The organism is Streptomyces kronopolitis, assembly GCF_014646275.1.
In the GTDB taxonomy this organism is placed as follows: Bacteria; Actinomycetota; Actinomycetes; order Streptomycetales; family Streptomycetaceae; genus Streptomyces; species Streptomyces kronopolitis.
Window position 1 is genome coordinate 197,499 of sequence record NZ_BMND01000001.1, and the last position, 24,527, is coordinate 222,025.

Annotated in this window: 24 protein-coding genes; 15 read left to right on the forward strand and 9 right to left on the reverse strand. The window is 71.8% G+C overall.

All coding sequences use genetic code 11. The features are described 5' to 3' along the window. Positions 1-11 precede the first annotated feature (11 nt). A complete protein-coding gene (locus tag IEY78_RS00790; protein WP_189095387.1) occupies positions 12-527 on the reverse strand; it encodes a hypothetical protein in 516 nt (171 codons plus the stop codon). 205 nt (positions 528-732) lie between these two features. Between IEY78_RS00790 and IEY78_RS00795 the strand changes: the two genes are divergently transcribed. From IEY78_RS00795 to IEY78_RS00810, 4 genes are all read left to right on the forward strand, one after another. Continuing rightward, positions 733-1,440 (forward strand): N-acyl homoserine lactonase family protein, encoded by a 708-nt coding sequence (locus IEY78_RS00795; RefSeq protein WP_189095388.1) that lies wholly within the window; start codon positions 733-735, stop codon positions 1,438-1,440. A gap of 161 nt (positions 1,441-1,601) precedes the next feature. Then, complete coding sequence (locus IEY78_RS00800; protein ID WP_229699606.1) at positions 1,602-2,039, forward strand: DUF6153 family protein; 438 nt, start codon at positions 1,602-1,604, stop codon at positions 2,037-2,039. 93 nt (positions 2,040-2,132) lie between these two features. Next, positions 2,133-2,798, forward strand: a complete 666-nt coding sequence (locus IEY78_RS00805; RefSeq protein WP_189095392.1) for a DUF305 domain-containing protein — start codon at positions 2,133-2,135, stop codon at positions 2,796-2,798. A 161-nt stretch (positions 2,799-2,959) separates the two neighbouring features. Further along, on the forward strand, positions 2,960-4,210 hold the full coding sequence (locus IEY78_RS00810) for a GNAT family N-acetyltransferase (RefSeq protein ID WP_189095394.1): 1,251 nt from the start codon (positions 2,960-2,962) through the stop codon (positions 4,208-4,210). Positions 4,211-4,306: 96 nt separating this feature from the next. On the opposite strand, the gene IEY78_RS00815 is transcribed toward IEY78_RS00810, so the two are convergent. The 4 genes from IEY78_RS00815 to IEY78_RS00830 all read right to left on the reverse strand — a co-directional run bounded on the left by IEY78_RS00815 (position 4,307) and on the right by IEY78_RS00830 (position 8,576). Then, positions 4,307-5,800 carry a SulP family inorganic anion transporter gene (locus IEY78_RS00815; protein ID WP_189095396.1) on the reverse strand — a complete coding sequence of 498 codons (1,494 nt, stop codon included), beginning with the start codon at positions 5,798-5,800 and terminating at the stop codon, positions 4,307-4,309. A gap of 72 nt (positions 5,801-5,872) precedes the next feature. Continuing rightward, the gene (locus tag IEY78_RS00820) at positions 5,873-6,466 is read right to left on the reverse strand and encodes a carbonic anhydrase (RefSeq protein WP_189095398.1); all 594 of its coding nucleotides are present in this window, start codon (positions 6,464-6,466) and stop codon (positions 5,873-5,875) included. Positions 6,467-6,657: 191 nt separating this feature from the next. Continuing rightward, complete coding sequence (locus IEY78_RS00825; protein WP_189095400.1) at positions 6,658-7,302, reverse strand: TetR/AcrR family transcriptional regulator; 645 nt, start codon at positions 7,300-7,302, stop codon at positions 6,658-6,660. Positions 7,303-7,388: 86 nt separating this feature from the next. Beyond that, the gene (locus IEY78_RS00830) at positions 7,389-8,576 is read right to left on the reverse strand and encodes a glycosyltransferase (protein WP_189095402.1); all 1,188 of its coding nucleotides are present in this window, start codon (positions 8,574-8,576) and stop codon (positions 7,389-7,391) included. Positions 8,577-8,829: 253 nt separating this feature from the next. On the opposite strand from IEY78_RS00830, the gene IEY78_RS00835 reads away from it, so the two are divergent. Further along, positions 8,830-9,951, forward strand: coding sequence for a lipid II:glycine glycyltransferase FemX (locus IEY78_RS00835; protein ID WP_189095404.1), 1,122 nt, complete (start codon positions 8,830-8,832; stop codon positions 9,949-9,951). Between the two features lie 136 nt (positions 9,952-10,087). Here the strand turns inward: IEY78_RS00835 and IEY78_RS00840 are convergent, their stop codons facing one another. Next, positions 10,088-10,708, reverse strand: a complete 621-nt coding sequence (locus tag IEY78_RS00840) for an L-threonylcarbamoyladenylate synthase (protein ID WP_189095406.1) — start codon at positions 10,706-10,708, stop codon at positions 10,088-10,090. A 143-nt stretch (positions 10,709-10,851) separates the two neighbouring features. Here IEY78_RS00840 and gvpO point away from each other — a divergent pair, with 143 nt between their 5' ends. The 8 genes from gvpO to IEY78_RS00880 all read left to right on the forward strand — a co-directional run bounded on the left by gvpO (position 10,852) and on the right by IEY78_RS00880 (position 14,544). Beyond that, positions 10,852-11,175: a gas vesicle protein GvpO gene (gene gvpO / locus IEY78_RS00845; protein ID WP_189095407.1), complete on the forward strand. Its 324-nt coding sequence runs from the start codon at positions 10,852-10,854 to the stop codon at positions 11,173-11,175. Between the two features lie 35 nt (positions 11,176-11,210). Then, positions 11,211-11,693, forward strand: coding sequence for a gas vesicle protein GvpJ (gvpJ, locus tag IEY78_RS00850; RefSeq protein ID WP_189095409.1), 483 nt, complete (start codon positions 11,211-11,213; stop codon positions 11,691-11,693). Positions 11,694-11,698: 5 nt separating this feature from the next. Beyond that, positions 11,699-12,445, forward strand: coding sequence for a GvpL/GvpF family gas vesicle protein (locus IEY78_RS00855; RefSeq protein WP_189095410.1), 747 nt, complete (start codon positions 11,699-11,701; stop codon positions 12,443-12,445). 1 nt (position 12,446) lies between these two features. Further along, positions 12,447-12,671 (forward strand): gas vesicle protein GvpG, encoded by a 225-nt coding sequence (locus IEY78_RS00860; RefSeq protein ID WP_189095412.1) that lies wholly within the window; start codon positions 12,447-12,449, stop codon positions 12,669-12,671. 103 nt (positions 12,672-12,774) lie between these two features. Next, complete coding sequence (locus IEY78_RS00865; RefSeq protein WP_189095414.1) at positions 12,775-13,149, forward strand: gas vesicle protein; 375 nt, start codon at positions 12,775-12,777, stop codon at positions 13,147-13,149. Next, positions 13,146-13,976, forward strand: coding sequence for a GvpL/GvpF family gas vesicle protein (locus IEY78_RS00870; RefSeq protein ID WP_189095416.1), 831 nt, complete (start codon positions 13,146-13,148; stop codon positions 13,974-13,976). The genes IEY78_RS00865 and IEY78_RS00870 overlap by 4 nt, the downstream gene beginning before the upstream one ends. A gap of 2 nt (positions 13,977-13,978) precedes the next feature. Then, positions 13,979-14,209, forward strand: a complete 231-nt coding sequence (locus IEY78_RS00875; RefSeq protein WP_189095418.1) for a gas vesicle protein — start codon at positions 13,979-13,981, stop codon at positions 14,207-14,209. Between the two features lie 77 nt (positions 14,210-14,286). Beyond that, positions 14,287-14,544, forward strand: a complete 258-nt coding sequence (locus IEY78_RS00880; protein WP_189095722.1) for a gas vesicle protein K — start codon at positions 14,287-14,289, stop codon at positions 14,542-14,544. Positions 14,545-14,570: 26 nt separating this feature from the next. Here the strand turns inward: IEY78_RS00880 and IEY78_RS00885 are convergent, their stop codons facing one another. Continuing rightward, positions 14,571-15,656, reverse strand: a complete 1,086-nt coding sequence (locus tag IEY78_RS00885; protein WP_189095420.1) for a hypothetical protein — start codon at positions 15,654-15,656, stop codon at positions 14,571-14,573. Between the two features lie 158 nt (positions 15,657-15,814). After that, positions 15,815-16,327 (reverse strand): VanZ family protein, encoded by a 513-nt coding sequence (locus tag IEY78_RS00890; RefSeq protein WP_189095422.1) that lies wholly within the window; start codon positions 16,325-16,327, stop codon positions 15,815-15,817. 370 nt (positions 16,328-16,697) lie between these two features. Here IEY78_RS00890 and IEY78_RS00895 point away from each other — a divergent pair, with 370 nt between their 5' ends. After that, positions 16,698-19,025, forward strand: coding sequence for a bifunctional glycosyltransferase/CDP-glycerol:glycerophosphate glycerophosphotransferase (locus IEY78_RS00895; RefSeq protein ID WP_189095424.1), 2,328 nt, complete (start codon positions 16,698-16,700; stop codon positions 19,023-19,025). Between the two features lie 83 nt (positions 19,026-19,108). Here the strand turns inward: IEY78_RS00895 and IEY78_RS00900 are convergent, their stop codons facing one another. Next, positions 19,109-21,040, reverse strand: a complete 1,932-nt coding sequence (locus tag IEY78_RS00900) for a trypsin-like peptidase domain-containing protein (protein WP_189095426.1) — start codon at positions 21,038-21,040, stop codon at positions 19,109-19,111. 2,116 nt (positions 21,041-23,156) lie between these two features. Between IEY78_RS00900 and IEY78_RS00905 the strand changes: the two genes are divergently transcribed. Continuing rightward, positions 23,157-24,365, forward strand: a complete 1,209-nt coding sequence (locus IEY78_RS00905) for a cytochrome P450 (RefSeq protein WP_189095428.1) — start codon at positions 23,157-23,159, stop codon at positions 24,363-24,365. Positions 24,366-24,527: the final 162 nt, after the last annotated feature.

Below are 24,527 nucleotides of genomic sequence, written 5' to 3' on the forward strand. Positions count from 1 at the left end.
CCCCACCCCGCTCATGCCCCGGCCGACAGCCGCCCCGTCACCCCTCCCGGCTCCAGTGCGACGGCCCGCCGCCGCACCAGGACGTTCTGCGTCCCCAGCCCGATCGCCAGGTACGCGTAGAGCGACACGGCGCCCAGCACCCCGGCCCCCGCCGCATGGTCGATCCACCGGCCCAGCCCGTAGTGCGCCCCCACCGACACCAGCCAGAGCCCGGTGGTGGCCGCCGTCCCCTTGCGCAGCACCTCGTCCCCGGTGCCGCGCCACACCCGCACGGTCCGCGCCCGGGCCGCACCGAAGCCCGCCGCGACGGCCAGGCTCACGACCAGGAGGACGCCGGCCGAGGCGCTCAGCGGATGGTCCTTGAGGACCGAGGCGACACCGAAGCCGATCCCCACCATGCCCAGCACGCCGAGGAGGACCGGGGTGACCAGCGACCCGGTACGACGCACCGGCCGGGTACGCAACTGCCGCCGCACCACCAGCCCGACGACCACCACGACGATGACGAGCGCGGCCTCACCGTTCATACTCCGCACAGCTTCCAACCCCCCGTTGCGGTACCGTACTTGGGCTGCGGTGCACCAGCGCCCATTGTGCGCGAACAGCCCAGGGAACCGTTCGGGAGAGGCCCTCCCTCCTCGCCGCGATGTGCCGCTGTCTCGTCGCGACGTGCCCTGTCCGCCGTCGGCGGAACGCCCGGCGACCGACATGACGGGCTGTCAGGATGGCCCGATGGCGAATGACACGGCGGTACGCCGACTCGACCTCGGATATTTCATCCGGCCCGCCTCGGAGACCGGCGGCCCGCTCCCGCGCGCGGAGCCCGCGCTGGCCTACCTGGTCCGGCACGCCCAGGGCCTGCTCCTCTTCGACACCGGCATCGGCCACGCCGACCCGGAGACCGAAGCCCACTACCGACCCCGGCGTCGCGCGCTGCGGGACGCCCTCGCGGCGGCCGGCGTCACGCCCTCCGACATCTCGCTGGTGGTGAACTGCCACCTCCACTTCGATCACTGCGGGGGAAACCCCCTGCTGAGCGGCAAGCCGATCCTGGTCCAGCAGGTGGAGCTGGCCACCGCCCGCCGGGGTGACTACACGGTCGACGCCCTCATCGACTTCCCCGGCGCCCGCTACGAGGAACTCGCCGGCGAGGCCGAGGTCCTGCCGGGCATCTGGATCGTGCCGACGCCCGGCCACACCGAAGGACACCAGTCCCTCGTGGTCCGCCGGGACGACGGCACCGTGCTCCTCGCCGGCCAGGCCTACGACCGCGCGTCCGACTTCGCCACGGACCACCTCGCCCAGCGCGCCGCACAGGACGGCGCGGACGTACCGCCTCCCACCCACCCGTGGTGGGACCGCCTCGCCCGCTTCGACCCACGGCGGGTGCTCTTCGCCCATGACGGCGCGCTGTGGGAAGCGCCGAACGACCGGCCCTAGGCGGCGTCGTGCGGGAGCCGGCTGCCCGGACGGGTCCGGCTCCCGGTCGGCCACGTCCGCAGGCACCCGAAGTGCCGCCCGATCCGTCGGCTTGGGTACGCTCCTTCCTGGGAGGTCCGGCAGCGGTGAAAACGGGACGGTGCGTGCGAGCAGGGGGCGCCATGGCGCGTCTGCTGCTGGTCGTGGTGCTCGCGGTCGGTGTCTTCGTGATGCACACCGTCGGCCATCCCGATGGGGCCGCGGGGGCCGGTGAGCACGCCATGGCCACGGGCCACGCCACCCGCATGTCGGGGATGTCCGGGGCGTCCGCCGCCTCCGACACTCCGACGCGGCACGGGACGCCCGCCCACGTCACGGGCCGGGGGATGTCCGACGAGCCGTCCCCGCACTACACGCCGGGGCCCGGCACGGGGATGAACATGGCCTCGCTGTGCATGGCGGTGCTGGGCGGCTGGGCGCTCATGACGCTGCTGGGCGCGGCGCTCACCCCAACTCCCGGATGGCTCGCGGACCTTCTCGCGAAGACCGTCGCCCTGCTGCGGCCCAACCCACCACCCGCCCCTCCCGATCTCACCCGGTTGTCAGTGCTGCGGATCTAGGCCGACCCGACCTCGCGGCCGCGCACTGCGCGCGGTCCGCGACGCCGCGTACGCCAGAAAATCCGCAGCACTGACAACATGAGGTGTCCACACATGAACTCCGTCCAGCGTGCCGTCCGTCGCCCCCGCAACCGCCGCCTCGCGGCCGTCGGGATCGCCGTCTCGGGAGCTCTGCTGCTCGCCGGGTGCGGCAGTGACGACGGGAAGAACACGGGCCGCGGGAGCGGCGACGCACCCACCGCCGCGCGGCAGAACCCGGCCCCGGGGGCGTCCAACGACGCGGACGTCACCTTCGCGCAGAGCATGATCCCGCACCATCAGCAGGCCGTCGCCATGGCCCGACTGGCCGACGGCAGGGCCGCCGACCCGCAGATCACGTCGCTGGCGGCGTCGATCGAGAAGGCCCAGGGGCCCGAGATCAGGACCATGCAGGCGTGGCTCAAGGCGTGGGGCGCATCGGAGTCGTCCGCGCACGGCATGCCGGGCATGGACCACGGCAGCAAGGGCATGGACGGCATGCCCGGGATGGCCGGGATGATGTCCGCGAAGGACATGACGGACCTCAAGGCCGCCCGGGGCAAGGACTTCGACAAGAAGTTCGCGCGGATGATGATCGGCCATCACCAGGGCGCGGTCACCATGGCCCGGGACGAGCAGCGCGACGGCCGCAACGCGACCGCCAAGAAGCTCGCCGGTGACGTCATCGAGCACCAGACCGCCGAGATCGCGACCATGCGCACGCTCCTCGACCGGCTCTGATCCCGCTCCGTCCGCATCACACCGTCGCGGGCCTGTTGTCGGCAGGCCCGCGACGGTCCCGTGGTCCAGGGCCGGGCCGACCCGAGCCGACTCGGGCTCGGCCCGCCCGGCCCGGGAAAATCCCTCGCGCCCCTGCCACGTCGTCGACTACACAGGCCTCCGTGCCCGATTCCTTTCCGCTCCGCCCCGTCACGGACGCCGAGTTCGCGACCTGGGCCCGCGTCATCGCCGACACCTATGGCGAGGACCGGTCCGACGAAGACCTCGCCCGTGAACGCGACGCCGTCGAACTGGACCGCACCCTCGCGGCATTCGACGGCGACACCCCCGTGGCCGGGACCGCAGCCTGCACCCGCGCGCTGACCGTGCCCGGGGCAGTGCTGCCGGTGGCGGGTGTCACCTGGGTCGGGGTGGCCCCCACCCACCGCCGCCGCGGCATCCTCACCGCGATGATGCGCAGACAGCTCACCGAGCTGCGCGAGGGCGGCCGGGAGCCGATCGCCGTCCTCCGGCCCTCCGAGGCCGGGATCTACGGCCGGTACGGCTACGGCCCGTCCTCGCGCGGAGCCCCGCTGCGCGCCGACAAACGCGCCATGCACTTCCGCCCCGGCACGGATTTCGGGGCGGGACACATCCGGCTGCTGGACCGCGCGCAGGCCCGTCCGCGGATCGAGGAGGTGTACGAGCGAGTGCGCCAAGATACCGTCGGCTGGCCCGCCCGGACCGCACGCCAGTGGGACGTCCGCCTCCACGACGAGCCGCGGGCGCGGGACGGGGCCGGGGCCCTGCGGTACGCCGTGCACCGGGAACCGGACGGCCGGGCCACCGGCTACGCCCTCTACCGGCTCAAGAGCGAACGGGACATCTACGGGGCGAACGCCGGCGCCGTGCAGGTCATGGAGCTGGCGGCGGTCTCCCGGCCCGCGTACGCCGCACTGTGGCGCTTCCTTGCCGGGATCGACCTGGTGCCGTGGATCGCGTACGAGGCGGCGGTGGACGAGCCCCTGCCGCACCTGCTGACCGACCCCCGGGCGGTACGCACCGCCGAGGTGGACCGCCTGTGGGTACGGCTCGTCGACGTCGATCGCGCGCTGGCGGGCCGCCGGTACGCCACGGCGCTGGACCTGGTCCTGGACGTCGAGGACGGCTTCTGCCCGTGGAACGCCGGCCGTTACCGGTTGCAGGCGGACGGCGACGCGGTCCGCTGTGCACGCACCTCCGCCGCCCCCGACCTGCGGCTCACCTCGGCCGAACTGGGGGCGGCCTACCTCGGCGGCACCAGCCTCACCGCCCTCGCCGCCGCGGGCCTGGTGGAGGAACTCCGGCCGGGCGCACTGGCCCACGCCTCCACCGCCTTCCGCGGCGCCCGGGAGCCCTTCTACCCCGGTGGCTGGGCCTTTCCCGCGTACTGAGCGCCGTGCGAGGGACGGCGGGTGACGGGCGCGGTGCGGGACGACGACGGGCCCGGCGCCGGATGGCGTCGGGCCCATGCGTCAACTCGTGCTACATCAGGCGGCGTTCACCGGCTCCTTGACGATGTGTGCTTCCGGGCCCGACCGGTTGTGCCGCTCGGTCCAGGCAGCCAGGGCCGTGGAGCAGGCGTGGTCGAGGTGGCGGACGCCGGACAGGTCGAGTTCCACCGGCCGGTCCGACGGCAGTTCCTCCAGGGTGTCGAGGATCCGCGGCAGCCGCAGGAAGGTGGGATTGCCGCTCAGGGAGACGGTGATCGGGCCGGTGCCGGTGTCCCACGTGCGGATCCGCAGCTGCGAGGCCTCCCAGGCCGACTTGGCCACGGAGAGGGCGAGGCCGATCAGCACGCCCTCGAACATGTTCACCAGGAGGATGGCCAGCGCGGTGACGACCAGGACGACCGCCTCGGAGCGGTGCTCGCGCCACAGGGCGGGGATCCGGTCCAGCGGCAGCAGCTTCCAGCCCGCGTGGACCAGCACACCGGCCAGCGCCGCCATGGGGATGACGGACAGGACGAACGGGAGCAGCGCGGCGAACAGCAGCAGCCACACGCCGTGCAGCACCCGGGACGCCTTGGTGCGGGCGCCGGCGTCGACATTGGCCGAGCTGCGGACGATGACCGCCGCCAGCGGCAGCGCCCCCAGGACGCCGCACAGGGCGTTGCCCGCTCCCTGGGCCATCAGTTCCTTGTCGTAGTCGGTACGCGGCTGGCGGTCCAGCCGGTCCACGGCCGCGGCGCTGAAGAGGGTCTCCGCCGAGGCGATCAGGGCGATGGCGACGACACTCCCCAGGACCCCGATCTGTGCCAGCTGCCCGAAGTCCCCCGGATTGACCAGGTGTACGGCCTCCATGAGCCCGCTGACCTGAACCTTCTGCACGTTCAGGCCGAAGACGACCGAGGCGCCGGTGGCCAGGGCGACGGCCACCAGGGGGCCGGGCACCGTGCGCAGGGCCCGCGGCGCCTTGCGCCACAGCACCATGACCGCGATCGTCGCGACGCCGATCGCCAGCGCGGACAGGGACTGCGGGGACTGGAACGCCCCGGCCACCAGCTCCGGTATGCCGGTGATCTTGCCGGTTCCGCTCGTCGGGGCCGTGCGGTCGGCCAGGGCGTACACCTGGCCCGCGATGATGACCAGGCCCACGCCGGCGAGCATCCCCTCCACCACGGAAACCGACACCGCCCGGAACCACCGCCCCCACCGCAGCGCGCCCAGCAGCACCTGGAGCAGGCCGGCGGCGATGACGATGACACCGAGCGTCGCGACGCCGTAGGTCTTGACGGCTTCGAGGACCAGGACGGTCAGTGAGGCGGTCGGGCCGCTGACCTGGAGGGTGCTGCCGGGCAGCAGCCCGACGACGAGACCGCCGACGATGCCGGTGAGCAGACCGGCCTCGGCGGACAGGCCGGAGGCTACCGCCACGCCGACACTCATCGGAAGGGCGACCAGCAGGACGACCAAGGAGGCGCCGAGGTCGCGTCCGAGAACGTCGCGCCGGAGAACGTTGCGTCGGAGAACAGGGGGAAGCATCAGAACCTTTCGTGGGTGGGGCAAGGGACTTCGAAGACAGCCCTCAAGGGGAGACGCACTGCCGCGGCACGCTCACAGGGGCCCGAAGTCGTCCTGACCGGCGCGGCGGGCGGTGACCCGGCCGGTGTGTACCTCGTAGCACCAGCCGTGGATGTGCAGCGGACGGTGCGCGGCACGGGCCGCCACGCACGGATAGCCACGCAGCCGCTCAATCTGGGTCCGCACATGGGCCTGTACGGCCTCGACGATCGGGTCGCCGGGGTCGTGGCCCTCGTCCGCTTCGGCGGCGCGCGGCGGGGGTTCGTTCCGCAGCAGGGTCCGCAGGGCCGGCACGGCGGTCAGGTCCTCGCCGCGCAGCAGCGCGCCGACGGCCCCGCAGTGCGAATGGCCGCACACCACGATGTGCTCGACGCCGAGGACCTCGACGGCGTACTCGATCGTGGCGGTCTCACCCGAGCACCGCTCGGCGTCGTAGGGCGGCACGATGCCGCCGGCGGTGCGGAGTTCGAACAGTTCCCCCGGCCCGGCGCCGGTGAACAGCGACGGAATGACCCGGGAGTCCGAGCAGGTGATGAAGAGTGCCTGCGGTGCCTGTCCGTCCGCGAAGCGGCGGAACTCCTCGGCCCGCTCGCCGAATCTCCTGGCGTTGTCCATGAGCAGTTGCACGTCGGCCGGCTCCTTCGGTCTGTCGACACGTGGACGGCCGCCGCTGTCCGGCGGCCGTATTCAGGACCGTGTCAGAGCCCACCTGAAGCCCAGCTGAAGTTCTGTTCCGGACGGCGCGGGAAGCCTCGCGCACAGGGGTGCCGGGGTGCGCCGCCGGACGTGCCGTGGACGGACGATGCCGCGCCCGCGGGCTAAGCCTCCGGCGCGATCAGCCCGCGGAGCAGGGGAGCCGCGAGCCGCACGATGTCGTCCACGTCGGCCTCGGCCAGGTCGGGGAGGTGCAGCAGATGCCGCTGCGAGGCGATGCCCATCATCATCGCGCCGAACAGCGCGGCGCGCAGCCGTGCGTCGGGGCCGTCGATGGCGGCGGCGAGATGATCCGTCACCTCCGCGGTCACACGCCGGCGCAGCAGCTCCGCGGCCTCCTCACTCGTCATGCTGGTCCGCAGCAGCACCGCCATGGGAGTGTCCTGGTCCGCCGCCCAGTGGTCGAGCATGCCGCGCAGCCGGTTCTCCACCACCTGGCCGGGGTCGCCGGTGGTGAGTTCGTCGTGCGGGAGGTGCCAGCGCACGGCCTCGCGGAACAGCTCCTGCTTGCTGCCGAAGTACTGCATGACGGAGGACTTGTCGACCTCGGCCTCGGCCGCGATGGCACGGATGGTGGCGCGCTCGTAGCCGACCTCGGCGAACCTGCGCCGTGCGGCCGCCAGGATGCGCCGACGCGTGCGCTCGCCCTTCCGCTCCGGAAGAGCCGCCTCCGGGCACGGGCCGCGTGCCTCGGTGTGCTGCGGCGCGGCCCGTCCGGACGCGTTCGTCGCTGCGTCGGCGCAGGTCACAGTTGGTCCCCTTTCCGGTGCCGGGCCCTGATGCTACAAGCACCTCCGCGGGGCACCGGGGGCTCGCGCCGCGACGGCCGTCCGGCTCAGCCGGCCAGCGCCGCCGCGTCCTCCACCAGCCGGTCGAGGTCCGGCAGCGCGTGCGCCCGGCGCTGGAGGCCCTGGGCGCGGGAGCGGTAGGAGTCGTCCGCCAGCACGGTGCGCAGGGCCGCGGACAGCGTCTCGCGGGTGACGTCCTCGGCGTTGAGCCGGACCCCGACGCCCAGCTCCTGGAGCCGGGCGGCGTTGTGGGACTGCTCGGCGAACAGCGGCACGGCCACCATCGGCACGCCGGCCGACAGCGCCTCGCGGGTCCCGTTGAAGCCCGCGTGCGTCAGGAACAGATCGCTGGACTGGAGCAGGAGTTCCTGCTGGACGAACGACGTCAGATGGACGTTGTCGGCGCGCGGGCCCTCCCACTGCTGCGGATCGCGTTCCGCGCCCAGTGCCACGACACCGGTGACCGGCAGCTCCCCGAGGGCCTCGATGATGGTGTGCAGCAGGGTGGAGGCACCGCCGGGAAGCCGCGGCGCGTTCGAGCCGAGAGTGGCGAGGACGAGCGGCCGGTCCACGGGGAGCCGGGCGATGTCCGGGTCGAGGGCGCCCCGCGACGCCTGGGCGGGTACCCGGTAGTGGCGGGCGCCGGGCAGCCGGCTGCCCGTGGGGTAGAAGTCCTCCGGAACGACCCCGGCGCGGAAGGCGCGGAAGGGGTGCCAGGAGTCGGAGACCGGCTCCAGACCGAGCGCGGTGCGCTGCCGGTTGAGCGCGTCCTTGACGGCCGGGTGGGCGTAGGGCGCCATCGGGGCGATGTCCAGCGCCCCGTGCGGAATGCCGAGGTGCTCGGCCGCGAGGTAGCCGCCGTACTCCGTCGACTCGTGGAGGATCACATCCGGCCGCCAGTCCCGCGCCACGTCGAGGACGCCCCGTGCACTGGGGCCGGCCAGCTGCCCGATGAAGGCCGCCGCGAAGAACTCCGGCTGCAGCTCCACCGTCACCGAGCCGATGTTCTCCATGCCCGGCGGCCGCTGGAGCGCGCCGCCCTGCATCACCTCTCCCAGCGCCTTGACGTCGGGCAGCGTGAAGGCGGTGAGTCCCCGCTTCTCTATGTGCTCGACGACGGCGGCGCCGGTGGCGACGGCCACCTCATGGCCCGCCCGCCGGGCGGCTTCCGCCACGGGCAGCACCAGCGGGGCCAGGTGCGAATAACTCGCCTGTGCGGTGATGAGAATGCGCATGATGCTCGCTCTCCACGATGCGGCCCGAGCGCCGCGCACGGCACCCCGCCGCAGTCTTCACGGCCGATTCCAAGAAACTCAACAAGCGTTGAGAATCTATCACCCACGCCTTGCGGGACGGCCAAGGCCCCTGTACGGCAAGCTCTTTGACGACATGTGGTAGGGCCGGGGGAGGGGCGCGCCACCGGTGAGCTGCCCGTCCCCGCCGGACATGTCTCAGTAGGCTTGCGCCCCGGACAAAGGAGCACCGCGCATGAGCTGTCGCCTGAAGCCGATCACCCGCGAGGAGCACCTGGCGTTCGTCGGGGCCCGGCCCTCGGTGAGCCATCTGCAGGTGCCCGCGTGGGGTGCGGTGAAGCCCGACTGGCGGGCGGAGAGCCTGGGCTGGTTCGACGGGAACGGCCGCCTCGCCGGAGCCGGCCTGGTGCTGCTGCGCCCCGTACCGAAGCTGCGCCGCTACTTCGCCTATCTCCCCGAGGGCCCGGCCATCGACTGGTCCACACCGCACCTCGAACAGTGGCTGGAGCCGATGCTCGCCCACCTGAAATCACGGCGGGTGTTCTCGGTCAGGATGGGGCCGCCGGTGGTGATGCGCCGCTGGAGCGCCGATGTGGTCAAGGCGGCGATCGCCGACCCGCAGGCGCGGCGGCTGCGGGAGGTCGAGGCGACCTCGCACGAGCCGCAGGCCTTCGCACTCGCCGACCGCCTGCGCCGGATGGGCTGGCAGCAGACCGAGCCCGACGGCGGGGACGGCTTCGCCGCGGGCCAGCCGCGCTACGTGTTCCAGGTCCCCTTCGCCGGGCGGTCGCTGGAGGAGATCCGGGGCGACCTCAACCAGCAGTGGCGCCGCAACATCAAGAAGGCGGAGAAGGCCGGCGTCAAGGTCGTCCGGGGTGACGCCGAGGACCTGCCCGCGTTCCATCAGCTCTATGTCGAGACGGCTGAGCGGGACCGGTTCGTCCCCAGGCCGCTCGCCTACTTCCAGCGCATGTGGACCGCGCTGCGCGCCGAGGACCCGGACCGCATGCGGCTCTACCTCGCCCACCACGACGGGGAACTGCTCGCGGCGGCCACGATGCTCACGGTCGGCACCCACGCCTGGTACTCGTACGGCGCCTCGACCAGCCGCAAGCGCGAGGTCCAGCCGAGCAACGCGCTCCAGTGGCGGATGATGACCGACGCCTACGAACTCGGCGCGGAGCTCTACGACTTCCGCGGCATCACCGACACCCTCGACGAGGCGAACCACCTCCTGGGGCTGCTCCGGTTCAAGGTCGGCACCGGCGGCCGGGCCGTGGAGTACCTCGGCGAGTGGGACTACCCGCTTCACAAGGTCCTGCACAAGGCCGTCGGCCGCTATCTGGCAAGGCGCTGAGCCCCACCGCCCTCGCCGACAGCCGGGGGCGCGGGGCCCACGCGGGCGCCGGGCCATGCACCGTGTCGGGGCCACGCACCGTGCCGGAGTCGGACACGGCCCGCCCCCATCCGCGTGATCGGGCCCCCAGCCGCGCCTACTCGAAGCGCGTGATGTCGCCCGCGCCCCGGCGGACGATGTCGAGGACGCCGCCGGAGAAGTCGAGGACCGTGGTCGGTTCCGTGCCGCAGTCGCCCGAGTCGAGTACCGCGTCCACCACGTGGTCGAGCCGCTCCTTGATCTCCCAGCCCTGGGTCATCGGCTCCTCCTCGTCGGGCAGGAGCAGGGTGCTGGAGAGCAGCGGCTCGCCGAGTTCGGCGAGCAGGGCCTGGGCCACGGCATGGTCGGGAATCCGGACCCCGACCGTCTTCTTCTTCGGGTGCATCAGCTGGCGCGGCACTTCCTTCGTCGCGGGGAGGATGAAGGTGTAGCTGCCGGGGGTCGACGCCTTGATCGCGCGGAACACGTCGTTGTCGATGTGCACGAACTGCCCCAGCTGGGCGAAGTTCTGGCACACGAGGGTGAAGTGGTGACGGTCGTCGAGATTGCGGATCGACCGGATCCGGCTGATGCCGTCCCGGCTGCCCAGCTGGCATCCCAGCGCGAAACAGGAGTCCGTCGGGTACACGACGAGCGCGCCGGAGCGGATGCTGTCCGCCACATTGCTGATGGTGCGGCGCTGCGGGTTTTCCGGGTGCACGTCGAAATACTTTGCCATCCGCCGAGTGTAGGTGATCGGCGTCGCCGTGCTCCTGCGACGGCCTCGGGGTTTCCACGGCTGCCGCCGCTGGTCACCACCCCCAGTCACCGTCCGGCCGCGCTCAGGATGCGCGGGCCGGGAGGCCGATGAGACTGGGGTACATGGCAGAGCAAACCCGCACGCGGTCTCGGTCGTCGTCGACGGCGGCCCGCAAGCGCACCAAGGACTCCGGGAACGCACCCGGGGAGATGGCCCGCCGCGCCGCCGAACTCCTCCAGAGCCTGATCAGCCATCAGGCCGAGGGCGTCACCGCGGTGCGCCGGACCGATCACGGCTGGTGCGTCGAGGTGGACGTGCTGGAGCTGCTCCGCATCCCCGACACCACCAGTCTCCTCGCGACGTACGAGGTGCGGCTCGACGCCGACGGCGAGCTGCTCGAGTACTACCGCACCCGCCGCTACCGGCGCGGTGCGGCAGATGAGTGAGCACCCCGCCGTCACCTGCTGAAAGGACACCTCAGATGGGCACCACGACGTATTCCGGACTGTCCGGTGAGGTGGTTCCCTGCCCGCCCAGGGCAGGCACGTTGTACGACGTCATGGAGCTGATCCTCGACCGGGGCATGGTCATCGACATCTTCATACGCGTGTCCCTGGTGGGGATCGAGATCCTCAAGATCGATGCCCGCATCGTGGTCGCCAGCGTCGACACGTATCTGCGGTTCGCGGAGGCGTGCAACCGGCTCGACCTGGAGCGGGACTCGGGCAGTGTCACCGTCCCCGAGCTGTTCAGCGGCCAGGCCGCCAAGAGCATCGGGAAGCGCAAGGTCAAGAAGGCCGCCAAATCCGTGGGCGACACCGTCCGCTCCGCGGTGGGCGCGGGCGACTCGGACGACGACTCGGAGGACGACTCCGACGACGCCGAGAAGGAGCCGCAGCAGCGCCGGCGCAGCACCGCCCGCTCGGGCGCCGCCTCCCGCCGGCGGAGCGCAGAGGAGGACTGAACACCGTGAGCGACGACGGCACCTACGTCTACGGCATCGTCCGCGCCGGCCACCCCCTGCCTGCCGCCCCGGTCGGGGTGGGAGACCCTCCCGGGACCGTGGGAACGGTCGTGGAGGGGCGGCTCGCCGCGGTCGTCAGCCCGGCCCCGCCACAGCTGCGGGCCCGCCGCCGCGATCTGCTCGCACACCAGGAGCTGCTGCTGGCGCTGGCGGCGGACGGACCGGTCCTCCCGATGCGCTTCGGCATGGTGGCACCGGACGAGGCGGTCATCCGCCGGCAGTTGAGCGAGGCCGAGGACCGCCATCTGGCCGCGCTGGACGGCGTCGCGGGCCGCGTCGAGATCAACGTCAAGGCCCTGCAGGCCGACGAGGCACTGCCCGCGCTGGTCCGGGACGACGCCGCGATCCGCCGGCTGCGCGACGCGGTACGCCGGCGGCCCAGCTACGAGGCGAACGTCCGGCTGGGCGAGGCGGTGGCGACCGCGCTGGCGCGCCGGGCGGCCGAAGCGGGCCGGGAGATCGTGCGGGAACTGTCGTCCACGGCGCACGCCGTGTGCGCCGGGCCGGAGGTCCCCGGCTGCCAGGTGAACGTGTCGTTCCTGGTGGACCGCGGTGACGGCGCCGGGTTCGTCGCGGCGGCCGAGCACCTCGCGCGCCTGCGGCAGGACCGGGTCGTGCTGCGGGTGGCCGGGCCCCTGCCCTGCTACAGCTTTCTGGAGCCGCTGCCCTCCGCCGCACCGCTGGGCGTCTGACATGGGGCTGATCAGCGCGGTGCTCACGCTGCCGCTCGCACCCGTGCGCGGGGTGGTCTGGGTGGCCGACCAGCTCGCCCAGGCGGCCGACAACGAGCTGCACGACCCGTCGCTGGTCCGGGCCCGGCTCGCCGCCCTGAACCATGAATTCGAAGCCGGCCACCTCAGTGCCGAGACCTTCGAACGCGAAGAGGAGCAGCTGCTCGACCTGTTGCACGGGTGCTGAGCGGCCGCGTGCCGAAGGAGAGGGGACAGACCGTGAGGCCGACCGAGGAACCCCGCGCCGCCGCCTTGGGCCGCGGCCGGGCACCGGGGAGGCGGGCGACCCGATGACCGAACTCGACCAGCGGCCGGGCGCTCCGCCCGCCAACGGCCCGGGCACCACCAACCTCGCCGACATCCTCGAACGCGTCCTGGACAAGGGCATCGTCATCGCCGGCGACATCAAGATCGACCTGCTGGACATCGAACTCCTCACCATCAGACTGCGGCTGTTCGTGTCCTCGGTGGAGACGGCCAGGAAGGCCGGCATCGACTGGTGGGAGACGGACCCCGCGCTCAGCTCCCGGGCCATGGACAGCGAACTGCGCGCGGAGAACCGCGAGTTGCGCGACCGGGTGGCCGAGCTGGAGTCCGCCGACGGCAACGGCAACGGCAACGGCTCGGCACACTCCGCACGGACCAAGGACACGGCCGGCACATGACGACGACGCAGCACACCGCACCGACGGTGGACGGGACGACCGCCGGGACCGCCACCTACGTCTACGCCGTGTGCCGGCAGCTCGCGCCGGCCGGGCTGTCCGCGCTGCCGGGGCTCGCGGAGGGCTTTCCCGTACGGGCCCTGCGATGCGGCACGCTCACAGCGGTCGTCCAGCACGTCCCCGCGGCGGACTTCACCCAGGAGGCCTGGGAGCAGCGGCTGTCGGACCGTACGGAACTCGAACGGTGTGCCCGGGCGCATCACGAGGTGGTGGTCGCGGCCGCCGCGGGCGGGCCCACGGCGCCGCTGGCGCTCGCCACCCTCTACCGCAGCGACGAGCGGGCGCGCGAGGCCCTCGGGCAGGACGCCGCCCGCTTCACCGCGGTGCTGGACCGCATCGCGGGACACGCCGAGTGGGGCGTGAAGGTCTCTCTTCCCGCCGGCTCCCCCCGCCCGCCCGCCGACCCGCCCCCGGACGGTGCGCGGCGCGACGCGCCGGCCGCCCCCGGTGCGGGCCGCGCCTATCTGGAACGCAAGCGGGGACTCCACCGGGCCCGCGAACACCGCCACGACCAAGCCCTGCGCACCGCCGAGGACATCGATGCCGCGCTGAGCCGCCTGGCCACCGCGGCCCGCCGGCTGCGCACCCACGGCCAGGAGCTGACGGGGACCGCGGCCCGGCGGCAGATCCTCAACGCCGCGTACCTGCTCCCGCATGAGCGCGCGGGGGACCTGGCGGCCGAGGCCGCGGCCTGGCGGGCCCGGACCGGAGCCGAGATCGAGCTGTCCGGACCCTGGGTGCCGTACTCCTTCGTCGGGGAGGTGTGAGCGTGTCCCCGCACGAGCCCGTGCCCTGGGAGACGCCCGGTCCGCTCTCGGGCCCCCTCGGCGTCCCGCTCGTCGACCTGCTGGACCGTCTGCTGTCCACCGGGGTCGTGGTGAGCGGCGACCTGGTCATCGCCATCGCGGATGTGCCTTTGGTGCGGCTCTCGCTGCACGCGCTGCTGTCGTCGGTCAGCGAGCGGATGCCCGCGCCGTGGGCGGACGGGGGTCCGCTGTGAGCGGGCGGACGGACCTCGGCCCCCACGGCACGGACCGCGTTCCCGGCGGAGCCGACCGCGCCTGCGGCCGGTTCGACATCGACCGGGACCAGATGGGCCGCGATCTGGCCTCGCTGGTGCTCACCGTCGTCGAACTTCTCCGTCAGCTGATGGAGCGTCAGGCGATCCGCCGGGTGGAACAGGGCGACCTGAGCGACGCGCAGGTGGAGCGGATCGGGGAGACCCTGATGCACCTCGAAGCGCGGATGGCCGAGCTGTGCGACCAGCACGGACTGCGGCTGGAGGACCTCAATCTCGATCTCGGACCGCTCGGTTCGCTGCTGCCCCGCGACTGAGGCCGCGCTGCTGAGGCCGCGCCGCGCTATCCGACGGGGCGGCGGTCGACCGGGGTGTGCGGGGCGTAGGTGTCCGTCGCCGTGCGACGCGTTCCGGACCACGGCGCCGGCACCGCCTCGATGTCCCGCGCCAGCCGGTGCACCAGCGGCTCGTAGTTGACCCGCCAGCCACGGAAGTGCGGCCAGGCCTCCGGCGGCGTGCGCTCCATGGGGTAGCCCTGGGCCCGCATCCGCTCCACGCCCCGCAGGAAGTCCTCGTAGTCCAGCCGCAGCGGATCGTCCGGGAGGGGATCGCGGTCGTAGGGGATGCCCTCGGTGTCGGCGATCTCGCGCAGGCACACAAAGCCCGCCCGCAGCGCCATCCGCACCTCGGCCTGCGGCAGGGAGGGATTGAACGCCAACTGCAGGGCCGCGGCGTCCATGACGGCCAGCAGGGCGATCAGCCAGTTGCGGGACACCTTCGGGGAGCGGAAGTGGATCAGGATCGGGTAGGTGGTGTGACTCTCGCTCACATCGGCGCTCCAGCGCTCCCAGTTCCGGAAGAGCTCGGTGAGGCGGTCCAGCAGGTCGACCTGCGCGTAGCGGGCGAGGATCTCCGGCCCCCACGGCGGGCTCCCGGTCCGCGCCTGCAACAGCGTGACCTCGGTCTCCCTGCGCTGATAGGCGGCGTAGAGCGTGGGCAGATAGCCGACCTGAAGGCCGATCACGATGGGTCCGGTGGCGGCGGCGCAGAAGTCGATGACGTTCAGCGTCACGCGGTTCCCGCTGGCGAAGCCGAGCGTGAAGAGCGAGGAACCGGCCTCGATCAGCGCCTCCCGGGGACCTAGCCGGCTCACCGCCGCCTCCAGCAGCGCATAGCCGGCGAGGAACGCCACCAGCCAGCTGATCAGGGTGGCGACGATGGCCAGCGGCGCCATGGGAGTGAGCACCCGGTCCTTGGCCTCGACGCTCGGCAGCCGGTCGGCGAGCAGCCGGAACGGCCACTGCACCAGCCGCTGGACGGTGCGGCTGAAGCCGTGCCGGGTCGGCCGCGGAATCACCAGCGCGTGCAGCACCGAGGAGAAGATCCCGAGCACGATCACCGCACCGGCGATGCCCAGCAGTACGCGCACCGCAGTCCGCTCCTCTCCCGCACGCCGCCTCGACGGGGGAAGCGTACGGGGCGCGCTCCGCGGGACGCGGCCGACCCGTCGACGATGCCGGACCGGAGCCCGGAATCGCCCGGGAGCCCGGCGGCCGCGACGCGCCCGCACTCCCGCCCGGTCGTGCGCTACAGGCGGGAAAGCCGCTCGACCTCATGCGCATAGCGGTGCCGCCGCCCTATTTCGTGCGTGACCTTTCCGACGGCCGCCGCACACACATATCCGGCTATGCCGCCCGCGGTATTGGAGAGAAGGTCGTTGAGATCGGCCGTGCGGCCGGACGCGGTCAGATACTGCGTGACCTCGATGGCGAGGGAACCGAGAAAGACGAGCGCACCGGCCTGCCACAGACCCGTGCGCAGCACGCCGAGCAGAATGCCACCGGGCGCGAACATCGCCATGTTCAGCAGGAAATCGACGAGGTCCGCGGGATTGCCCAGATCGAGCAGCGCCATATTCACCGCCTTGCCGCCGCCGGACCGGGTGCCGAAGGTGAGCCCGATGACGCAGGCGACCCACAGCCACCCGAGAGATGCCACCACGCGGTGGGCGATTCGGCGGGGGCGATCGGCCAGCGTGCTCCATACGGCGATCAGCACGCTGCCGAGGACGCCGGCAGCAAGGGCGAGGGAAAGCGACACGCGCAGTCCGTCCTTCCGGGTTTTCGCCTCCCGGAAAACCGCTCGCGAAAGCGGCACTCGCAAGCCGGTCCGCGGGAGGATTCATCGGCATTCCTGGCACATAAAGGTGTATATGGAGGGACGCGCGACGTGCGGGGCACGTTCATTTGTGCGCCGTGAAATACGTCACCGGCGCTCGGCGCTCGGCGTCGCGGCACGTCGCGGGGAGCCGCCGGCGGTGCCGTGCGGGCGATCCGGGTGTGATGGACACAACAGAAGGTGCGCCCGGGACGTGTGCAACCCGGGGGTCCTTTCGCTTGTCACACCCACAGTCAACCAGGAATTCCGGCCCGCGTCGTGCGGCCGACCGCGTTCTAGGAGTAACCCCGCCATGCCCGAAACGGGCCTCAGATCCGCCCCGCGCTTCAGCATCGTCGTCCCCGTGTACAACGTGCAGGGCTACCTTCGCGAGTGTCTGAACTCGTTGCTGGCGCAGGACTTCACCGATTTCGAGGTCATCGCGGTCGACGACTGCTCGCTGGACGGCAGCGGCGGCATCCTGGCGGAGTACGCGGCCCGCGACCCGCGGGTGCTGACCGTGCGCCACGAGGAGAACCGCGGCATCGGCGCGGCCCGCAACACCGGCGTGGACCGGGCGAGCGGGGACTACCTGCTGTTCCTCGACAGCGATGACACCCTCACCACGGGCGCGCTGCGGGCGATGGCCGACCGCCTGGCCGGCGCCGCCGACCCGGACCTGCTGCTCTTCGACCATGTACGTAGCTACTGGTGGCACGCCGTCCAGCCCAGCGCCGCCCGCGAACTCCTCGCCGGGGCCGGGTCGGAGGTGTTCCGGCCCGCCGAGCGCACCGAGTTCTTCCAGATGTTCGCCGTCGTGTGGAACCGGGCATTCCGCCGCTGCTTCTTCGTCGACAACGGATTCCGGTACACCGACGGGCTCTACGAGGACGCCCTCATGGTCTACACCACCATGCTCACCGCCGAGCGCGCCCTGTGTCTGGACCACGCCTGCGTGGACTACCGCCAGCGCCGCCACGGCAATTCCATGAAGACGCCCGGCCGGAAGCACTTCACGATATTCGAGCAGTACCAGCGGCTCTTCGCATTCCTCGACGGCCGGCCCGACCTCGCCGCGCTGCGGCCGCTGTTCTTCGAGCGGATGATCAGCCATTTCCTGTTCACCGGCGCCCGCGAGAGCCGCGTCCTCGTCCAGGACCGGCCGGAGTTCTTCCGCCGTGCCGCGGAGATGTACCGGCGCCACAAGCCCGCCGGATTCACCCCGCCCGCGGAGGTCGACGCCCGTCAGTTCCAGGCACTGGAACGCGGCTCGTACCGCCTCTTTCAGGCTGGGGAGCTGATGAGCCGCACGCGGAAGAACGGGCAGGAGCGGCTGCGCGCGGCACGCGGCGCACTGAGCAAGCGGGCGTCCGGCAGCTATTACCGCAAGCAGCTCAAGCGCCCGCTCGACCCGCACCTGGCCGTCTTCAGCGCCTACTGGAATCGCACCCCGTCCTGCAATCCGCTGGCCGTCCACGAGAAGGCGAAGGAGCTGGCGCCCCACCTCCACGGCGTATGGGTGGTGCGCGAGGACCTCGCGGACACCGTGCCGGACGGCATGGACCATGTCGTCGTCAATTCGCCGCGCTACTGGGAGGTGATGGCGCGCGCGACGTACTTCGTCAACAACGTCAATTTCGCGGACGGCGTGGTCAAACGCCCGGGGCAGATCCATCTCCAGACCCACCACGGCACTCCGCTCAAGCGGATGGGAATCGACCAGCAGCAGTACCCGGCCGCCGCGAAGGGCATGAGCATGCGCAAGCTGCTGGCCCGCGCCGACCGCTGGGACCTGTCGCTCTCCGCCAACCAGCACACCACCGAGCAGTGGGAGCGGGTCTACCCCTGCGACTTCGAGTCCGTCGACGCCGGCTATCCCCGCAACGACGTGTTCTTCCGGACCGGCGCCCGGGACGTCCTCGACATCCGCGCCCGCCTGGGCATCGCACCCGGCGCCACGGCGGTCCTCTACGCCCCGACCGTGCGTGACTACCAGGTCGGCTATGTGCCGCAACTCGACCTGGAGAAGATCACCAGGGAACTCGGCCCGGAGTTCGTCCTCCTGGTGCGGACCCACTACTTCTACGGCCAGGACCCGCACCTCCAGGAACTCCAGGAGCGCGGGGCGCTGATCGACGTCTCCCGGCACCCCTCGGTCGAGGAGCTGTGCCTCGCCGCGGACGCCCTGGTCACGGACTACTCGTCGATCATGTTCGACTACGCCAACCTCGACCGGCCGATCGTCACCTACGCGGACGACTGGGAGACCTACGTCCGCTCCCGCGGCGTCACCTTCGACCTGCTCTCCGGCGAGCCCGGCGACACCCCGGGGGCGATCGCCACCGACGAGGACGAGCTGATCGAGGCGTTCCGCAGCGGCCGCTGGGACGACCAGGCGGCAGCCGAGCTGCGCGCCGCGTTCCGCGCGCGCTTCTGCATGTGGGACGACGGGCACGCCGCCGAGCGCGTGGTGAGCCGGGTCTTCCTCGGCGACCAGCACCCGGCCCCCGCCCCTCTTCCGCTCGCCGCGCGCACGCCCGCGCCCTCCCCGCGGGAGGCCGCCCGGATCGTGGCGGGCGCCGCCCCCGTGCCCGCCGGGGACGGCGCACCCGACCGTCCCGGCGCCGAACTGACCGGCTGACGGGTCCCACCGGCCCGCCGACCGCACGGCACGGCGCCGGCCAGGACCTCCCGGCCGGCGCCGCGGCACTTCTGCCGGGCCGGTCAGCCGGCCGGCGACACCAGCGTGCGCTCCCGGCCCAGGGAGCCGTCGGTGGTGTCGGCGTACAGGCTCAGCTTGCCCTTGGGCCACAGGGCGATCAGGTCGTCCTGCCGGGAGCCGCCGCCGAACGCGCCGGTCGTGGTCAGCAGGCCGTTGCGCCAGGCGGACTTCGCGGGGCGGAGCTGGTGCTCCTTCTTCAGTCCGGCGGCCGCGGGGTCCTCGTAGACGGTGACCTCACCGTCGCTCCAGCGGACGAACAGATCCTGGTTTCCCGAGGAGTTGGTGAAGTCGCCGGCGCCGATGTCCGTGGCGTGGGTCCAGGTCGTGTTGCTCTTGGCGAGTTGCTTCTCGGCGTGGATGCCGGCGGCGTCGACGTCGGGGTAGAGGCTCACCCCGCCACCGGCCCAGCGCACCACCAGGTCGTTCCTGCGGCCGTCGGCGCCGCCGAAGCGGCCGGCCGTGATCCGGGTGGCGTGCGTCCAGGTGGAGTTGGGGCCGCGCAGGGTGATCCCGCCGGTGAGCTTGCGGGTCTCGTTGACGTCCTTGTAGAGGGTCAGCTTGCCGTTGGCCCAGCGGACGATCAGGTCGTCGGTGCCGTCGCCGGTGAAGTCGCCGGCGGTGACGACCTGCGCCTGCTGCCACTCCTTGCTCTTCTTGGCGAGCTGGACGTCCTTGCGGAACCCGTACGTGCCGCTGCCCGGGTAGAGCGAGACCTCACCGTCGGACCAGCGCACGACCAGGTCGCCGACGTGGTCGCGCACCGAGGCGGTGTGGAAGCTGCCGGACGTCATGACGGTGGCGTGCTGCCAGGTGCCGCCGCTGCCCAGCAGGTTGGGCTCGTCCGGCTCCGCGTCGGCGACCGCCTGCTGGTAGAGCCGGACGGCGTCGTCGTCGAACTGCGAGGAGTAGGAGATGTCGTCGGAGAGGCCACCGGTGTGCCACCCGCCGATCACACCGACCAGATTGCCGCGGCTGCCGTCGAAGTGGTCCAGGAACGGGCCGCCGCTGACGCCCGTACGGAACCGGTCGCACTTGATCTCCATGAACCGGTTCAGCACGGCGCTGGTGTCATTGGTGCACTGCAGCGGCGTCTTCTGGCCCCCGGGGTAGCCGATGAGCGTCACGTTCTTGCGCGCGAGGTTCGCGGACGTGGAGGTGGTCAGCGTGTTGCCGGTGCCGGTGGCGTCCTCCAGGAGCTGGCCGCTCGCATTCGGCCCGACCCGCAGGAAGGCGAAGTCCACATCGTCGTCGGGGGTGGGCGCGAGATAACGCCCGTCGATCCAGACCTTGCCCGCCACCATCGGGAAAATCCCGTACGGGGTCTCCCCGGCCTGGCCGGCCGACGAGGCACCCGCGCGGTAGCCGGGGACGAAGGCGACCTTGCTGGCGGACCGGCTGCCCTTGAGGCAGTGCGCCGCCGTGATGACCAGACTCCTGGTCGGCGAGGTCACCGAGTCGGCGGTGCAGAACTGGTTGGGGGTCGGCGATCCGTCGTCGTTGCGGATCAGGAAAACACCGACCGTGGGGATGCCCGCGCCGACCTCATGGCTCGGCTCCCGCAACGACGCCTTGCCGCGCGCCACCGGAGAGCGCTGCGCGCCCGGGGCCGATCCGCCGGTCTCCGGGGCCTCGACGGGGACGGCGCTGCGGATGCGCTCGGGCGTCCAGTACCGCTCGATCTCCTCGGCCTTGCGGATCTCCTCCCGCGTCACGCCCTTGGAGGGCCGCACCGGTGCGCCCGACGGGGGCGGCGGGGTCGGTCCGGCCGAGGGCGAGGGGGAATTCGACGGCGCCGGTGCGGCGCTCCGGGTGGCGGAGGCGGTGGTGCGCTCGGCACGGTCGGGGACCGCGGCCGCCGGAGCGGCCACGGCGAACGAAGCGAGGGAGGCGCACACGCCCATGGTGGCGGTGCGCGTTCCGGGTATTCGTCTCATGAACTCTTCTGTTGTCGTCGTGACCCCGGCCGGAACCGGCCGAGGTGTCCAGGTGGATGAGGAAAGCAGGGAGGGCGAGGAGCGGGCGGCGGCCCGGCTGCGGAAGCGCGTGCGGCCGGGCGCGGGTGAACCTCCGGTACGAGACGCCTCAGCCGGCGGTCGTGCCGCCGTCGCAGGTCCTCGTCCGGCGGACCGCCCGGGGCACCTCGGCCCCTGACGCACACGCGGAGGACCTCGGCCGGCTCCCTCGCACGTCGCGCCGTCAGCGCCTTCGTGCGGTGGGGGTGCCCTTCCTTCCTGGCCTCGTCCCCACGTGCTGCATCACGGTCAGGATATCGCGCGGCATGCCTCAGTCGCACACATGTACGTCATTTTCGGCCTCGATATGCGAGAGCTGCCCGATTCGCGCCTGTCCGCCGGTCGTGCCTCCCGGTCGCGGTCTCCCAACTGCTCCCGATTCCCTCCTCATTGGTTCGTTATGGCGCTGTTCTCGATCAGCGCGGCGCCGCGTCGGCCCGTGCAGGGCGCCGCTTCGCGTCTGCATATGCGGGTGTGCTGTGCGGGCGGGCCGGAAGAAGCCGTGCCCGTCCGAACCGGGTGGGCGGGGGCGAGAAGTCGCCGGGGCGGGTGGGCGCGATTCCGGCCCGGGCTCATGGCCGTTCTTTCGCCAGCTCTTTGACGCAGGGTTAATTAACGAGGTGCGTGCATCGGCCACGAGGCGTCAATTCCAGCCAAACATGCGACCGTCGAAAGTCGGACACCGCACGGAGACTCTCCCTGGCCGATCGAGAGCCGCTGCGTCGGGTCGGGTCGACACCGTGAACGTGTCGGGCCCGCCGGGCGCCGGTGGAACGCGGGCCGGTGGTGCCACGGCATCCGCGTCTCTGTCGAGGGGTGTGAACAAGTCAGGCCGGTGCACGGTAAATTGACGTTCCGTCAGCAAAATTTGAGCCCTGGGCAGCCCGGTTGCCGGCGCGGTGGGGGCGCCGCCCCCGCGGTCCCAATGGGCGTACCGGGAGAGGTTTTGCGGCTTTCCGTGTGCGGTGACCTCCGATTCGCCGCAGCAAGATCGAACGGAAAGTCGAATCACTGGCCCCACGAGTAACAGGGGTCCCATGCAACGCACTCCCGCGTTAAGGCAATTGGGGTTCAAAATTACGCTCAGTGAAGCCTTGGGGGGTTGCTATCGTATGACTGGGAGTGAAGACTGTGGCCACGCCGAACTGGCGCGAAAGCTTCCAGGGGTACGAATCACTGACAACAGCAAGCGATACCTGCCAGTAATGCGTACTCTTCTCTCGTTCTCTTTTTCGGCAGCGGTGGCTGAAGTCGTGGATCAGCCACTTTTGCTCGGGCGGGGAAGTCTCATTCGTGTCAGGTGCGAAGGGTCTTCGGTGGGGGATCAGTGATATCGGGAAGGTCAACTGTGCGGTTGCTACCGTTTGTCCGTGCAGTGCGGGAGGGCGAGGGAGGGTTCTCGCGGACTTGTTCACCGAGTGGGCAGGTGAAAGCGACGGTATTTCCGCGGCGGGACGCGCCGGGGGATACCAGGGCCGGGCCGGTGCCGTATCGGACCGCCCGTCGTCCGTGAACGGTCGGCAGCACGGCCCGGATGGGGATCCGGCCGGCCGCCGCGGCGGTCCTCGCGCCGCCGTCCGCCGTATGCCGCGGCGGCACCGGGGTCCCGCCCGTGCCGCGCGCAGTGCCGTGGTGCCCGGTGCCACTCTCGTCCGTGCTGATCCGGAAGGTGCCCGCGGTGCCCTGTGCTGTCGCCCCGTGGGGGGACCCGGCATTCGGCCGCTTCGGCATGCCGTGAGCCGGTGTGCACGTCCGTGCGTCCCCTTCAGCGGCCGTGCCGTCGCAGCACTTCGGGTGCCTTGTCCCCCGGGGTGACCGCGACACCGCGAGCGCGGTAGGCACGGAGTTCCGGGCGGCGATTTCGCCTGCACCGGAAAACAACGCAAGAAAACCAACCAAGGTCAGGAAAAGGCGGCGACGTGAGTCCGTTGTGCCATTGGGTGAACCATTGTTCCGGGGCACCGGACCGCCTACCGGTCCTGTGCACCATTGCCGGCGAGGAGCGCATCCTCCCGGATCCGCTCTCCAGGGAGAACCGGTGACCAGCAACGAACTGATACAGGCGCCCTTCGCCTTCGACGGGCTCGTCGAGGGGTGGCGCACCGCACGGCAGGCCGGGCCCGTCCGCTACGACGAGCCGCAGAAGTTATGGCAGGTGCTCGACCACGAGAGCGTGGCCGCCGTGCTCGCCGACCCGGCCGCGTACTCCTCGGACTTCTCCGGACTGGCCCCCACCCAGGCGGACTTCGAGACCTTCCGCCAGGGCAACTTCGTCGGCATGGACCCGCCGGAGCACCGCAAGCTGCGCACCCTGGTCAGCCAGGCCTTCACCCCGCGCGTCGTGGCCGCACTCGAACCGCGGATCCACGCCATCACCACGGAGCTGCTCGACGCCGTCGAGGACCGCGACCGCTTCGACATGGTCGACGCGCTGGCCTACCCGCTGCCCATCATCGTCATCGCCGAACTCCTGGGCATCCCGGCCGGCGACCGGGCGCTGTTCCAGGAGTGGGCGGCCACCCTCTTCGGCGGGGACGAGATCGGCGACTCGCTCGACATGGCGGACATCGAGCGCGCGCTGGAGTCCATCGCGCCCACCGTCCGCGAGATGAACGGCTACATCCTCGACCACATCCGCCACCACCGGAAGAACCCGGGCGAGGGGCTCACCGGCAAGCTGGTGCAGGCCGAGGTGGACGGCATGCGCCTGGAGGACCAGGAGATCGTCGGCTTCGTGGCCCTGCTGCTGGTCGCCGGGCACATCACCACCACCGCCCTGCTGGGCAACGCCGTGCTCAGCCTCGACCAGTACCCCGACGAGGCCGCGCTGCTGCGCGCCGAGCCCGGACGGCTGCCGGACACCCTCGAAGAGGTGCTGCGCTGGCTGCCGCCCTTCCCCGAACTCGGCCGCCGCACCACCCGTGAGGTCACGCTCGGGGGGCAGATCATCCCCGCCGGGTCGGTGGTGATGGCCAACCTGGCCGCCGCCAACCGCGATCCGTCCCGGTTCGCCCACCCCGACCACTTCGACGTGACCCGCAGCCCCAACCCCCATCTGACCTTCGGCCACGGCATCCACTTCTGTTTCGGTGCCCCGCTGGCCAGGCTGGAGGCCCGGATCGCGCTCCGGTTGGTGCTGGAACGTTTCCCTGATATCGCCGTGGCCCACCGCGGCGAGGTCGAGATCCAAAACCCCGCCGTCATCGTCAGCGTGCGCCGACTGCCGCTGGAGGTGCGGAGGGCCTAGCGCCGTCCCCAGGCGAGCGCGCCCGGCCAACGGCCGTCAGCGCGTGAGGAGTTGAGTCGCCGAGCACGCCTCGGCGAACAGGTCCGGAGGTCGGTGCGCCGACGCCGCGACCACGGCCGGTTCACCGTGAGCCGGCACATCCATGCCTCGCGAGTCTCGAGA